Source organism: Streptomyces sp. NPDC032822 (genome assembly GCF_055578825.1).
On sequence record NZ_JBVIOL010000030.1, the window covers coordinates 26,877 to 40,460 of the forward strand.

The window sequence follows — 13,584 nt, forward strand, 5'->3', positions numbered from 1 at the left end:
TGTTTCACATGGCGAGAGAGATGTTACGCAGAGCGCAACAGATGGGGAGTGGTGGCCTTGCCGAACGAGAGCTCCGGGGCGGCGACACCCTTCGCGCCGCCCGAGACCGGAGCGGTGGTGGTCTACCGCGGCGTCACGCTGTTCGACGGGACCGGCAGCCCGCCCCGGCCCGCCACGTCGATCGTCGTGGACGGCTCCGTGATCCAGGTCGTGGTGGACGACACGTGCGCCACGGACACGGTCGCCGCACTCACCGAGGGCGCCGAAGTCATCGACCTCACCGGCCACTTCGTCACGCCCGGCCTCGTCGACGCGCACCAGCACCTCGCCACGCCGCCCGACCGCCCGGCCGCCGAGGCCGTCCTGCGCCGCCTCGTCCACAGCGGGGTCACGGGAGTACGGGACATGGCCGACGACCTCCGTCAGGTCGGCGACCTCGCGCGCGCCGCCCGGGTCGGGGAGATCGCCGCCCCGGACATCCACTACGCGGCCCTCATGGCCGGCCCCGGATTCTTCGACGACCCCCGGACCCACCAGGTCACCCAGGGCGCCGTCGCGGGACGGACGCCCTGGATGCAGGCCGTCACGGACACCACCGACCTCCCCCTGGCGGTGGCCCTGGCCCGGGGCACCCACGCGACGGCCATCAAGGTCTACGCCGACCTCGACGCGGCCCTCGTCGCCGCCATCACCGCCGAGGCGCACCGGCAGGGCGTCCTCGTCTGGGCGCACGCCGCCGTGTTCCCCGCCACGCCCGGTGACGTCGTCAGGGCCGGAGTGGACGCCGTCTCGCACGTGACCCTGCTCGCCCACGAGGCGGCCACCGGCCCCCTGACCTCCTACCAGGACAAACCGGCGGTCGACCACGCGAGTCTGGTCACCGGCGCGGACGCCCGGCTCGACGCACTCTTCGCCCGGATGCGGGACCAGGGCGTCGTCCTGGACGCGACCGCCGGGATGTGGGCCAGTGAGGCCCTCGCGGGCGACGACCCGGAGACGGCCGAACGGGCCGCCCGCCAGAACGAGTTGGCCATCGCCCTCACCGCGCAGGCACACCGGGCCGGTGTGGAGCTGGCCACCGGCACCGACTACGAGACCGACCCCGAGGCCCCCTTCCCCGCCCTGTACGAGGAACTCGCCTTCCTGGTCCGGCAATGCGGCATCCCGGCCCGGGACGTGCTGCGCTCCGCGACACTCGTCGGCGCCCGCAGCGCCGGCACCGAACACCTCACGGGCAGCGTCGAGCCGGGCAAACAGGCCGACTTCGCGGTCTTCGCGCGGGACCCGCTGGCCGACATCGACGACCTGCGCACGATCACCCTGACCGTCAAGCGCGGGCGCCGCTTCCCGCGTACCGACCACGCCACCACCGGACCCCGGGAGAACCGTTGACCGGCACGCCCCTGATCATCAACGCGCTCGGCGGGCTCGACAACCCCAACACCCCGTCGTCGATGGCCGCGGCGGGCGAACTGAACCCGACGGGCGAGCAGTTCACCCTCGACGCGCGGGCCCTGGCGGAGGCCCGGGCCTCCGGCCTGACCGCCGTCAACATCACCCTGGGCTACGTGATGGGCGACCTCCCGCCCTACGAGCACACCCTGCACGAGATCGACGTCTGGGACGGCATCGTCGCCCGGCACCCCGACGACCTCCTCAAGGTCACCACCGTCGAGGACATCCGCACCGCGCGACGGGACGGGCGGGTCGGTGTCATCTACGGCTTCCAGAACGCGGTGGCCGTCGGCGACGACATTGGCCGGGTCGCGACCTTCGCCGAACGCGGCGTGCGCGTCGTCCAGTTGACGTACAACCAGGCCAACCACCTCGGCGGCGGCTCGATGGCACCGGCCGGCTCGGGGCTGACCGCCTTCGGGCGCGAGGTGGTCGACGCCCTCAACGACCATCACCTCATGGTCGACCTGTCGCACAGCGGCGAGCGGACCTGTCTGGACACGGCCGCGCACTCCCGCGTCCCCGTGTCGATCAACCACACCGGGTGCCGCGCGCTCACCGACCTGCCCCGCAACAAGACCGACGAGGAACTGCGCCTGGTGGCCTCCCGCGGCGGCTTCGTCGGCATCTACTTCATGCCGTTCCTCGACCCCGCCGGCCACGCGCGCGCCGCCGACGTCGTCGAGCACATCGCGCACGCCGTGGACGTCTGCGGCGAGGACCACGTCGGTATCGGCACCGACGGGCCCGTCACCGCCATCGACGATCTGGACGCCTACCGGGCCCGGCTCGCCGAGCAGGTGGCGCGGCGTCAGCAGGCCGGTGTCTCCGCGGCCGGCGAACGGGCGGACACGTACCCCTTCGTCGTCGACCTCCGGGGCGTGGACCAGTTCCGCGAGCTGATACGCCTGCTGGAACGGCGCGGCTACTCCTCTACCCGGATCGAGAAGATCATGGGCCGCAACTTCGTCGACCACGCACGACGGGTGTGGGCGGCCTAGCCGGCCGTGGCCCGCCCGTGCGGTCGCCTCATGCTGCCCGATGGCCCGCCCCCCTCGCGTGCCGACGCCCCGAAGAGGAAAGATGGGACGTCGTACGACCGCCAACTCATGCGGAGGAATGGACCATGCAGCACGAACGAGCGGGCCGGCCGGCCGGTCCCGAGGACCTGGTCGACGTCGCCCGGCTGGTCACCGCGTACTACGCGCTGCACCCCGACCCGGCCGACCCCGTGCAGCGGGTGGCGTTCGGCACGTCCGGGCACCGCGGATCGTCCCTGAACACGGCGTTCAACGAGGACCACATCGCCGCGACCAGCCAGGCCATCTGCGAGTACCGCGGCGCGCGGGGCACCGACGGCCCGCTCTTCCTGGGCGCCGACACCCACGCCCTGTCCGAGCCCGCCCGGGTCACCGCCCTGGAGGTGTTCGCCGCCAACGACGTGACCGTCCTCATCGACAGCGCCGACGGCTACACCCCCACCCCGGCCGTCTCGCACGCCATCCTCGCCCACAACCGCGGCCGCGCCACGGGTCTCGCGGACGGCGTGGTCGTCACGCCCTCGCACAACCCGCCCGCCGACGGCGGCTTCAAGTACAACCCGCCGAGCGGCGGCCCCGCCGGCTCCGAGGCGACCTCCTGGATCCAGGACCGCGCCAACGAGATCATCGCGGCCGGCCTCAAGGACGTCCGCCGCATCCCGTACACCCGGGCGCTCGCCGCTCCCACCACCGGCCGCTACGACTTCCTCGGCACCTACGTCGCCGACCTGCCCGCCGTCCTGGATCTGGACGCGATCCGCACCGCCGGCGTCCGCATCGGCGCCGACCCGCTCGGCGGGGCCTCCGTCGCCTACTGGGGCCGTATCGCCGAGGAGCACCGGCTCGACCTGACCGTGGTCAACCCCCTCGCGGACCCCACCTGGCGCTTCATGACGCTGGACTGGGACGGCAAGATCCGCATGGACTGCTCGTCGCCGTACGCGATGGCCTCGCTCATCGAGCAGCGCGACCGCTTCCAGATCGCCACCGGCAACGACGCCGACGCCGACCGGCACGGCATTGTCACCCCGGACGCGGGCCTGATGAACCCCAACCACTACCTGGCCGCCGCCATCGCCTACCTGTACGCCCACCGCAAGGAGTGGCCGGACAACACAGGAATCGGCAAGACCCTGGTGTCGTCCTCCATGATCGACCGGGTCGCCGCCGACCTCGGCCGCCGCCTCGTCGAGGTGCCCGTCGGCTTCAAGTGGTTCGTGGACGGACTGGTCGACGGCTCGCTCGGCTTCGGCGGCGAGGAGTCGGCGGGCGCGGCCTTCCTGCGCCGCGACGGCTCGGTGTGGACCACCGACAAGGACGGCATCATCCTCGCGCTGCTCGCCTCCGAGATCACCGCGGTCACCGGGAAGACCCCGTCGGAGCACTACGCGGCCCTGACCGCCCGCTTCGGCGAGCCCGCCTACGCCCGGATCGACGCCCCGGCGACCCGCGAGGAGAAGGCCCTGCTCGCCAAGCTCTCGCCCGCCCAGGTCACGGCGGACACCCTGGCCGGGGAGGCGGTCACCGGCGTGCTCACCGAGGCCCCCGGCAACGGCGCGGCCATCGGCGGCATCAAGGTCACCACCGAGAACGCCTGGTTCGCCGCCCGACCCTCGGGCACCGAGGACGTCTACAAGATCTACGCCGAGTCGTTCCAGGGACCCGACCATCTGCGCCGGGTCCAGGACGAGGCCAAGGACGTCGTGATGGCGGCGCTCGGCGGCTGACCGCCGGGACGCGACGGGACCGCGTACGCCGGGTGACCGGGCCGCGTGCGCAGCGGCCCGGTCTCGTCGGCTACGGCTACGACTGCCGGGGGCGCCCCACCGTGTGCGGCAGGCGTGCGCGCAGCGTGGCCGCGAACTCCTCCGCCCGGGCGAGTTGGACGCGCAGGTCGGCCATCCGCCTCCCGGTGGCCTCCTCGAAGCCGCGCACCCGGTCCAGCAGTTCCTCGCGTTCCTCGGGCAGCGGTTCCTCGCCGGAGTCGAGGCGGTCGGTCGCGTCGAGCAGGTCCCGCATCTCGTCGAGGGTGAAGCCGAGCGGCTTCATCCGGCGGATGACCATCAGGCGGGCCACGTCGGCCTCGGTGTACAGACGGAAGCCACCCTGGGAGCGGGCGGAGGGGGTGACGAGGCCGCTGTCCTCGTAGTGCCGGATGGTGCGCAGCGACAACTCGGTCCGCGCGGCGACCTCGCCGATCTGCATGTGCTTGCCGTCCACGTCCCTGATCAGGCCCTTCCCGTGTCCGAGGGCGCCGCGTCCCGGTGCGGACCGGCCCCGCCGATCTCTACTCTAACGTTAGGGTAGGGTTGCCGGACGTGAGGGTCGGCCCAAGTGTCGCCGTCCTCGACTTCCGGGCCTTCCCCCTCCCGGGCCTTCGATCTCCGGCCTTTCAACGACGTCTTGCCCTCGAACCGGCCGATCGCGAGATGCCGCTCTGGCCTTCCGCCTCCGCGTCCGCGTCTCGATCTCCGCGTTTTCCGTTTCCGTCGCGCGCCCCGTCCCGACACCGGGGTGTGCCCGAGCACGACAGGTAGCCGCTTCGTTGTCTCCCTCCGCACTGTCCCCCGCCACCCGGCTGCGCGGTCTCCGGCCCGACTGGCTGCGGGATCCGAAGGTCTGGCGCACCGAGGTGCTGGCCGGTCTGGTCGTCGCGCTCGCCCTGATTCCCGAGGCGATCTCCTTCTCCGTCATCGCCGGGGTGGATCCCGCGATCGGCCTGTTCGCGTCCTTCACCATGGCGGTCACCATCGCCGTGGTCGGCGGACGACGGGCGATGATCTCCGCGGCCACCGGCGCCGTCGCCCTCGTGATCGCCCCCCTGAACCGCGAGCACGGGCTGAGCTACCTCGTCGCCGCGGTGATCCTCGCCGGCGTCTTCCAGGTCGCCCTCGGCGCGCTCGGGGTGGCCAGGCTGATGCGGTTCGTGCCGCGCTCGGTGATGGTCGGCTTCGTCAACTCCCTCGCCATCCTCATCTTCATGGCCCAGGTGCCGGAGATGTCCGACGTGCCCTGGCCGGTCTACCCGCTGATCGCGGCCGGGCTGACGCTGATGGTGTTCTTCCCCAAGGTCACCACCGTGGTTCCCGCGCCGCTGGTGTCGATCCTCGTCCTCACCGTGATCACGGTCGCGGCCGGGATCGCCGTACCGACCGTCGGTGACAAGGGAGAGCTGCCCTCCTCGCTGCCGGTGCCGGGCCTGCCGGACGTGCCCTTCACGCTGGACACGCTCACCACCATCGCCCCGTACGCCTTCGCGATGGCGCTGGTCGGACTGATGGAGTCGCTGATGACGGCCAAGCTGGTCGACGAGATCACCGACACCCACTCCTCCAAGACCCGCGAGTCCATCGGGCAGGGCATCGCCAACATCGTCACCGGCTTCTTCGGCGGCATGGGCGGCTGCGCCATGATCGGCCAGACGATGATCAACGTGAAGGTGTCCGGCGCCCGCACCCGGCTGTCCACCTTCCTGGCGGGCGCCTTCCTGATGGTCCTGTGCATCGTCTTCGGCCCGGTGGTCTCCGACATCCCCATGGCCGCCCTGGTCGCCGTCATGGTCATGGTGTCGTTCGCGACCTTCGACTGGCACTCCATCGCCCCGAAGACGCTGAAGCGCATGCCCGCCGGGGAGATCACCGGCATGGCGATCACGGTCGTGTGCGTGGTCGCCACCCACAACCTCGCCATCGGCGTGGTCGTCGGCTCGGTCACCGCCATGGTCGTCTTCGCCAAGCGCGTCGCCCGCCTCGCCGAGGTCACCGCCGTCATCGACCCCGACGGCGGCACCGTCGTCTACCGGGTCACCGGAGAGCTGTTCTTCGCCTCCTCCAACGACCTGGTCGGCCGCTTCGCCTACGCCACCGACCCCGACAAGGTCGTCATCGACCTGTCCGCCGCGCATGTCTGGGACGCCTCGTCGGTCGCCGCCCTGGACGCCATCGAGACCAAGTACGCCCAGCGCGGCAAGGAGGTCGAGATCACCGGCCTCAACGAGCCCAGCGCCCACCTGCACGACACCCTCAGCGGCGAACTCACACCCGGACACTGACGCCCCGCCCGGCTCCTTCGGGGTGGGCGGCGCGCGGGGCCGATAACCTGCCGGTCATGCCCGTGCCCGCCCCCGAACCGTCCCCCTCCCCGTCCTCGCCCCCACCGACCGCCGCCCGCAGGGCACGCGAACTCGGCCTCGTCATCGGGGACCTGCCCAGGGGAGCGCACAACGCCCTCACCGACGTGCCCGGGATCCGGGTCGGACACACCACCCTGATCCGGCCGCCCCGCCTGCACAGCGGTGTCACCGCGATCGTGCCGGACGGGGTGGGGCCCGACCGACCCCTGCCCGCCGGGGTGTTCGCGGGCAACGGCTACGGCAAGCTCCTCGGCACCACGCAGATCGCCGAACTCGGCGCGCTCGAAACCCCCGTACTGCTCACCTCGACCCTCTCGGCCTTCCGCGTCGCGGACGCCCTGGTCGGCTGGGTCCTGGAGCGGCCCGAGGGGGCGAGCGCGCGGAGCCTGAACCCGGTGGTGGGGGAGTGCAACGACGGGCTGCTGTCCGACATCCGGTCCCGTCCGGTCCGGGAGGAACACGTCCGCGCCGCGCTCGACACGGCGTCCCGCGGACCGGTCGCCGAGGGCTGTGTCGGCGCGGGCACCGGAACGACCGCCCTCGGGTTCAAGGCCGGCATCGGCACGTCCTCGCGACGCGTGCCGCTGGCCGGGCGGGAGGTGACGCTCGGGGTGCTCGTCCAGGCCAACTTCGGCGGCACCCTGCGGATACGGGGCCGCACGGTCACCCCGGCCGACGTCGGTCTCCCCGCCGAGACCCCGCCCGACCTCGACCCGGAGACGGGGTCCTGCATGATCGTGGCCGCCACCGACGCGCCGCTGGACGCCCGCCAGTCGGCCCGGCTCGCCCGCCGCGCCGTCTACGGACTGGCCAGGGTCGGCGCCGCGTACGGCCACGGCAGCGGCGACTACGGCCTCGCCTTCGGCACCCGCCCGCTCGGCACGCCCGCCGGCCCCGCGGTGCTGCCCGACGACGCACTCGACCCCCTCTTCACCGCCGTACTCGACGCCGTGGAGGAATCCGTCCTCAACTCCCTGCTCACCGCCACCACGACCACGGGCCCGCGCGGCCACACCCGCCACCCCCTGCCGGCGGCACCGCTCCTCGCCCTGCTGGGGTGACGGCACGCGCAGGGTGACCGGTGCGCGAGACCGCGGCACGCCGAGAGGGCCACCGGCGACGGAGCCCCTACGCCCTCTCGACCGTCGTACGCCACACCTCGCGTGCCTCCGCCGCGACTCCCGGCGCTGTCAGCAGCAACGGCTCGCCGTAGGAGGGGAGCGCCGGAATCGCCACCGCGCCCGCCTCCGTCGCGACGAGCAGCGCGGGCAGGCCGTCCACCGGGTGGAACCCGCCGATCGCCGCGGCGGTCGCCCGGCCCGCCGCGACCTGGGCCAGGGACAGGGCGGTCGAGCCCATCACCCGCGCCGTGCAGTGCCGGGCCGCCAGTTCCGTCAGCAGTGCGTCCAGGCCGGGCCAGTGCGCGTGAGCCGCCCACTCCGTGAGGAACACATGGCCGGTCAGGGTCGTGTGGTCCGCCGCACGGACCGGAACGCCGTTCAGGTGGGCGCCTTCGCCCCGCACCGCCGTGAACACCTCACCCCGCCACGGGTCCGCCACCACGCCCAGCAACGGGGCGCCGTCCGGTTCCGCCAGGCCCAGCGAGAAGGAACACCAGCCCAGCCCGTGGGCGTAGTTGGTCGTTCCGTCCACCGGATCGATCACCCAGTGCGGCGCGCCTGCCGCGCCCTCCTCCACGCCGAACTCCTCGCCGTCGATGCCCCACCCGGGGAACTCCCGCCGCAGCACCGACCGCACGTGTACCTCCACCTCCTCGTCCGTGTCCGTGACGATGTCCGCCGGGCCCGCCTTCTGCCGGACCGGGCCGGCGGCGCCTCCGTTCCCGGCGCGGATCGTCTCCGACGCCCACTCCGCGAGCTCCACGGCCACCCGCAGAGCGCCGTCCAGGTCATGCTCGGTCACAGCTCTTCACCACCTTGGTCCGCGTCGTCCACCGCCTTCCTACAGGAGTCGCGGAACGAATTCGACGAGTCACCGCCCCTGCCTCCTGTGCTCGGCCGGTGGAGGCGGCACCGATACGCGGCGGCAGCGGGGGCGCGCCGCTCATCAGGGGGACTCGACGTGCGCCGACGGGCTCCTACGTCAACCCCGTGCCGGGTCGTGGCCCGGCACAGGGAGGTGCTCCACCGTCCCGTCCGGGAAGGTGACTTCCACGGTCCCGTCGTGCTCCTCGCGGACCCGGGCACCGGAGCCCGGAGCGCGGAGGTCCCGGTGCAGGGCGGGGTCGGCGGTCAGGACCACGAGACCGGCGTAGAGCGCCCGGCCCCCGGGGTGCCGCCCGGTCAGGACCGGGGTGGCCGAATGGTGGCCGTAGGCGTTGTGCCCCTGGGTACGGACGACATCGGCGCGGGTGCCGACGGCGGGATCCGTCCAGCCGAGCAGGCCGACGAGGGCACTGGTGAGGCCGTCGTGGCGACGGACGACGGCCCCGGTCCCGCCGCTGTCCGCGGCGGGCGGGACGGTGTCGTCGGCGACGGCCCAGCCGCCTTCGCGTACGAGCGTGCCGGCCGGCGCCTCGACCAGGTGCAGGCGTACCTCCCAGGGGCCGTGCACGACGCTTGCCGTGGTGATGCGCCGCGGTTCGCCACCCGAACCGGAACCCGGCACCCGCTCGGGGGTGTGCCAGGACGCCGCGTGTCCTTCCCGGGCGTGCAGGGGGTGGATGCGGATCCGGGTGGACGCGGCGGTGTCGTCGAGGAGCGCGATGTGGTTGTCGGGGCCGGTCGTCGTGGCGTCCGCGGCGGTCTCGGGGGCGGTGGCGCTGGAGTAGGACAGGCGGGAGTAGTGGGGGTTCTCCGTGGCCGTGGCCGGTTCGGGCGGGAGCCGGTCGCTGCCGTGGTTGACCAGACGGACGATCCCGTCGGCGGCCGTGGAGTGCAGCAGCCAGCCGGGGCCCGGCAGGGTCAGCCGCCGGTCCGCCGTGTCGACCGGACCGGGCTCCTCCGGTGCCGTCCACACCGGATGGTCGGGCGGCAGGAGCAGCCCGAGGAACGCCTTGCTCGCCCAGTAGGGGGAGGCGGGCCCGGAGTACGGCTGGGTGACGGGGAGGAACGGCCGGTACCAGCCGAGGCTCAACAGGCCGCGTTCGTCGGGCACACCGCGGTCGGCGAAGTGCTTCAGGGCGCCGGAGGCCAGCCGGCGGACCCGCCCCGGCGGGAGCGGGCTCGCGTCGGCCAGGACCCCGGCCCACAGCGGGGCGGCGGCCGCGTAACGGTAGGTCAGTGAGCGGCCCTGGTGGACGGGAGCGCCGTCGGAGCCGAAGAAGTGCTGGTGCGCTTCGAGGAACTCGCGCAGCCGGGACCGGTGGGTGGCGACCAGGGCCGGGTCGGCTCGCGGGCCGGCGATGCGGGCCCACAGGACCGGATAGAGGTGCAGCGCCCAGGCGTTGTAGTAGTCGAACTTCCTGCCGTCGCCGTCCGTGTACCAGCCGCCGCCCCGGTACCAGTCGTCCAGGCGGGCCAGGCCCGCGTCGATCTCGGCCCGGCTGTGGGGCGCGCCGACGGAGGCGAGGAACTCCTCGGAAATCACCTGGAACAGACGCCAGTTGGAGTCGTTGGCGGTGGCCCCGACGAACCCGCCCAGCCAGGCGACGACATGCCGGCGGACGGAGTCGGGCAGCCGGTCCCAGATCCAGGGGCGGGTCTCGTGCAGCGCGACGGCCACGGACGCGGCCTCGACCATGGGCTGGGCGCCGTCGGTGATCGGCGGCCAGTGCTCCGGGTGCGCGGGATCCGTACCGGCGGCGAGGCCCACGGCGTAGCGCTCGACGAGATCCTGGACGACGGTGCTGCCGGGCCGGTCGGCCCCGCGGGCTCCGGCGATGCGGAACGCGGCGAGGAGGAAGCTGCGGGCGTACCCCTCCACGCCGTCCGACCAGCGCCCGGAGTGACCGGTGCGGCCCGGCAGGTGGTACTGGGCCAGGTGGGGGGAGGCGTAGGGGCGCAGGGCGGCGAGGAGGGTGTCGGCGGCGCTCTCCCAGTGGGCCCGCGTGTAGCCCGTGACGGGGGAGAGCCGGTGGTCGGGGAGGGGTGAGGGGCCGGCGTCGGCAGACAGGTGCGGCGCGGTCATACGGCGGTGAGGTCCTTGTCGGTGAGAGGTCGCCGGACGTCGCTAGAGGTCGCGTCCCGGTGGTGGCGGGGCGACGCTGTCGCGTACGACGATGTGGGTGCCGAGCAGATGGCGGGTGTGCGCGGCCCGGTCGGGCTCGCGCAGGGAGAGGCGTACGGCGGCCCGCCCCAGTTCCTCGGACGGGGTGCGCACGGTGGTCAGCGGCGGATTGAAGTCCTCGGCGAGCGGGATGTCGTTGTAGCCGACGACGGAGAAGTCGTCCGGGACGCGCAGGCCGGCTTCGCCGATGGCCCGGATGGCTCCGGCGGCGACCATGTCGTCACCGGCGAAGACCGCGGTGAAGTCCGTTCCCCCGGCGAGCAGTTCGGCCATGGCCTGACGGCCGGCGCCACGGCCGAGTCCGCAGTCGACGACTTGGGCGGCCTCCGGCGGCAGCCCGTGCCCGGCGAGCGCCTTGCGGTAGCCGTCGACGCGGGCGTCGAGCGTGGTGTTGCCGGGCAGCCCGCCGAGGAAGACGATCCGCCGGTGACCGGCGGACAGGAGATGGGCGGTGATGGCGTGGGCCCCGGCCTCGTTGTCGAACTCGACGACCAGCGCGGGGATGTCGGGGTCGGGCGTCGGACGGCCGCACAGGACGAGGCGGGCCCCGGCGGCGTCCAGGGCATGGGCGTAGCGGGCGATGCGCGCCCGGTAGGCGTCGTCCTCGACGACACCGCCGACCAGGACGACGAGGCGGGCGCCCTCCTCCCGCATGAGCTGCACGAACTCCAGCTCGCGCTGCGGGTCCCCGCCGGTGGCGCCGACCAGGCAGAGCCAGCCGTGTGCGGCGGCCTCCGCCTCGATGCCCTCGGCGACCTGGGCGTAGAAGGGGCTGGTGACCTGGCGCAGGACGACGGCGACCATCTTGCGTCCGCCGCCCACCAGGGCACGGGCGTGCGCGTTCGCGACATAGTCCAGGGCGCTGGCCGCGCGCAGGACGCGGGTCCGGGTGGCGGGCGGCACCGGGTAGTTGCCGCTGAGCACACGGGAGACCGTGGCGACGGACACGCCCGCCCGTTCGGCCACCTCGCGGATCGTGACCCGTTCCCTCGCCGCCATGTCGCTTCCCGTCCCCTTCGCCCCGTGTACGTGTGGGAGTGCCCGGCACCGCCCTCATACGGTGGCGGCGAGTTCCTCGGCGTACTCCTCGGCCATTCTGTCGCCACCGCGGGAGCGCCACTTCTTCACCGCGTCGTCGTAGGCGGACATCGGAGCTCGTCCGGCGATGACGGAGGTGATGGTGTCGTCCATGAGGGCCTTGAGCGTGGTGCCCTGTCTGGTGTTGGTCGCGGACTGCAGCCCGTAGGAGGCGTCCCTGACGGCCACCGGGACCACCTTTCGCTGCCAGGCGTGCACGGCACGCACCGCCTCGGGGCGGCCCGGCACGAAGAGCACCTGGGGGCCCTCGGCCAGATAGCGGAAGGGGACGCTGGAGACGTTCTCCACCTCGCCGAGCTTGGTGTACTGGGGTGAGCCGTCCTCGCCGCGGGTGAAGTGGGTGCCCTCCAGGCCGTAGTGGACCAGCTCCCACTCCTCGGTGCCGAACGGGGCGGCGAGGTAGTCGAGGAGGCGCAGCAGCAGTTCGATGCGTTCCTTCTTGGCCTGCTTGAGGATCGTGTAACCGAAGGAGCGGCGGGCGGCGACGATCCCGCCGGGGGTGCCGTCGACGCTGTACGGGAGGGCGGGCGCCGGGGTGAGGAGGTTCTCGGAGTCCGGGTAGAGGGTCTGGTAGGCGCCGAAGCCGTTCTGTACGGAGGCCACGGTGCCGTTGAGGAACAGCGTCTGCATTTCCGGCGTGCCCATGGACGCGGCGTCGGGATGGTAGGAGCCGTTCTTGCGCAGCCGGGCCTGGTAGGCGATGGCCGCCTGGTAGCGCTCGTCGGTGTAGTTGGCGTGGAAGGTGCCGGCCCGGTCCGCGGCCCACCCGGTGGGGGCGCGGTGGGCGGCGGCGTGCACGGCGCCCCCGAACAGCGAGCCGGTCGCCGCGCCCAGCGCGTACGTCTTGCCCTTCGTCGCCCTGCGGGCGACCGCGGCGAAGTCCTCGGCGGTCCAGCCCTCCTTCATGCCGGCGTCCGTGAACAGACCCTGGTTGGTCCAGAGCGTGGAACCCGGCAACGGGCGTTCGAGCGGGATGCCGTAGATCCTCCCGCCGACGCGGCCCATGTCGCGCCAGGCGTGGAGGGGGATCCCGGCGAGGTTCGGGTAGTCGTGGACGGCCTCGCCCGACAGATACGGCGTCAGGTCCTCGGCGCGCCGCTGGACGAACTGTGCCTCGCGGGGCAGGACGAATCCGGAGAACATGTTGATGATGTCGGGCAGCGACTCGGGGTCGCCGGCCATCACGGTGGCCATCTTCTTCTGGTAGTCGTCCGTGGGGACCACGGTGTACTCGATCTTGACGCCGAGGGCCTTCTCCACGGCCCGCCAGTACCGGTTCTGCGCGGCCTCCTTGGGCGGGGTGCCGAAGGTGACGGACATGACCCGGATCGTCGAGCCGTCGCCGGGCGTGCGGGTGACCGACCGGGCCAGGTCGGCGGGGTAGGAGGTGAAGCCGGGCTGTACGCCCTCCGCGGTGGCCGCGAGATCCGGCTTCGCACCGGCCGGTGCCTTGTAGGCGGGCCAGGCGGCGAGCTTCTTGCCGGCGTTGGAGGTGTCGCCCCCACCGCCCGAACCGGAGGAACAGGCGGTCAGCAGAGAGGGTACGGCGACCGCGGTGCCCGCTGCGGTCAGGGAGCGCAGCAGGGTGCGGCGGGACGGGCTGGGCATGACGGTGACCTTTCCGACGGGCGGCTCGCGAGTGTCGTACTGCCGTGCGCACACAGGGGAGTG

General features: G+C 73.0%; 10 protein-coding genes. 5 read left to right on the forward strand and 5 right to left on the reverse strand.

Translation table 11 applies throughout. The annotated features are described in order from the left end of the window. The first annotated feature begins 51 nt into the window (after positions 1-51). The 3 genes from ACZ5VD_RS41160 to pgm all read left to right on the forward strand — a co-directional run bounded on the left by ACZ5VD_RS41160 (position 52) and on the right by pgm (position 4,222). On the forward strand, positions 52-1,392 hold the full coding sequence (locus ACZ5VD_RS41160; protein WP_468685564.1) for an amidohydrolase family protein: 1,341 nt from the start codon (positions 52-54) through the stop codon (positions 1,390-1,392). Beyond that, entirely contained in the window at positions 1,389-2,456 is a 1,068-nt protein-coding gene (locus ACZ5VD_RS41165; RefSeq protein WP_468551585.1) for a dipeptidase, read from the forward strand. Before ACZ5VD_RS41160 ends, ACZ5VD_RS41165 begins: the two co-directional genes overlap by 4 nt. Before the next feature lie 125 nt (positions 2,457-2,581). Next, positions 2,582-4,222, forward strand: a complete 1,641-nt coding sequence (gene pgm, locus ACZ5VD_RS41170; RefSeq protein ID WP_468685565.1) for a phosphoglucomutase (alpha-D-glucose-1,6-bisphosphate-dependent) — start codon at positions 2,582-2,584, stop codon at positions 4,220-4,222. Positions 4,223-4,298: 76 nt separating this feature from the next. Here the strand turns inward: pgm and ACZ5VD_RS41175 are convergent, their stop codons facing one another. Then, on the reverse strand, positions 4,299-4,715 hold the full coding sequence (locus ACZ5VD_RS41175) for a MerR family transcriptional regulator (protein WP_468551587.1): 417 nt from the start codon (positions 4,713-4,715) through the stop codon (positions 4,299-4,301). Positions 4,716-5,055: 340 nt separating this feature from the next. On the opposite strand from ACZ5VD_RS41175, the gene ACZ5VD_RS41180 reads away from it, so the two are divergent. Both ACZ5VD_RS41180 and ACZ5VD_RS41185 read left to right on the forward strand, forming a co-directional pair. Continuing rightward, the gene (locus ACZ5VD_RS41180) at positions 5,056-6,546 is read left to right on the forward strand and encodes a SulP family inorganic anion transporter (RefSeq protein ID WP_468685585.1); all 1,491 of its coding nucleotides are present in this window, start codon (positions 5,056-5,058) and stop codon (positions 6,544-6,546) included. 56 nt (positions 6,547-6,602) lie between these two features. Beyond that, positions 6,603-7,688 (forward strand): P1 family peptidase, encoded by a 1,086-nt coding sequence (locus tag ACZ5VD_RS41185; protein ID WP_468685567.1) that lies wholly within the window; start codon positions 6,603-6,605, stop codon positions 7,686-7,688. A gap of 67 nt (positions 7,689-7,755) precedes the next feature. Here the strand turns inward: ACZ5VD_RS41185 and ACZ5VD_RS41190 are convergent, their stop codons facing one another. The 4 genes from ACZ5VD_RS41190 to ACZ5VD_RS41205 form a co-directional block, all read right to left on the reverse strand. Beyond that, positions 7,756-8,550, reverse strand: coding sequence for an inositol monophosphatase family protein (locus ACZ5VD_RS41190; protein ID WP_468685568.1), 795 nt, complete (start codon positions 8,548-8,550; stop codon positions 7,756-7,758). Positions 8,551-8,730: 180 nt separating this feature from the next. Beyond that, positions 8,731-10,716, reverse strand: coding sequence for a DUF2264 domain-containing protein (locus ACZ5VD_RS41195; RefSeq protein ID WP_468685570.1), 1,986 nt, complete (start codon positions 10,714-10,716; stop codon positions 8,731-8,733). A gap of 42 nt (positions 10,717-10,758) precedes the next feature. Then, a complete protein-coding gene (locus tag ACZ5VD_RS41200; RefSeq protein WP_468685571.1) occupies positions 10,759-11,814 on the reverse strand; it encodes a LacI family DNA-binding transcriptional regulator in 1,056 nt (351 codons plus the stop codon). A gap of 54 nt (positions 11,815-11,868) precedes the next feature. Beyond that, positions 11,869-13,521, reverse strand: a complete 1,653-nt coding sequence (locus ACZ5VD_RS41205; RefSeq protein ID WP_468685573.1) for an extracellular solute-binding protein — start codon at positions 13,519-13,521, stop codon at positions 11,869-11,871. Positions 13,522-13,584 lie beyond the last annotated feature (63 nt).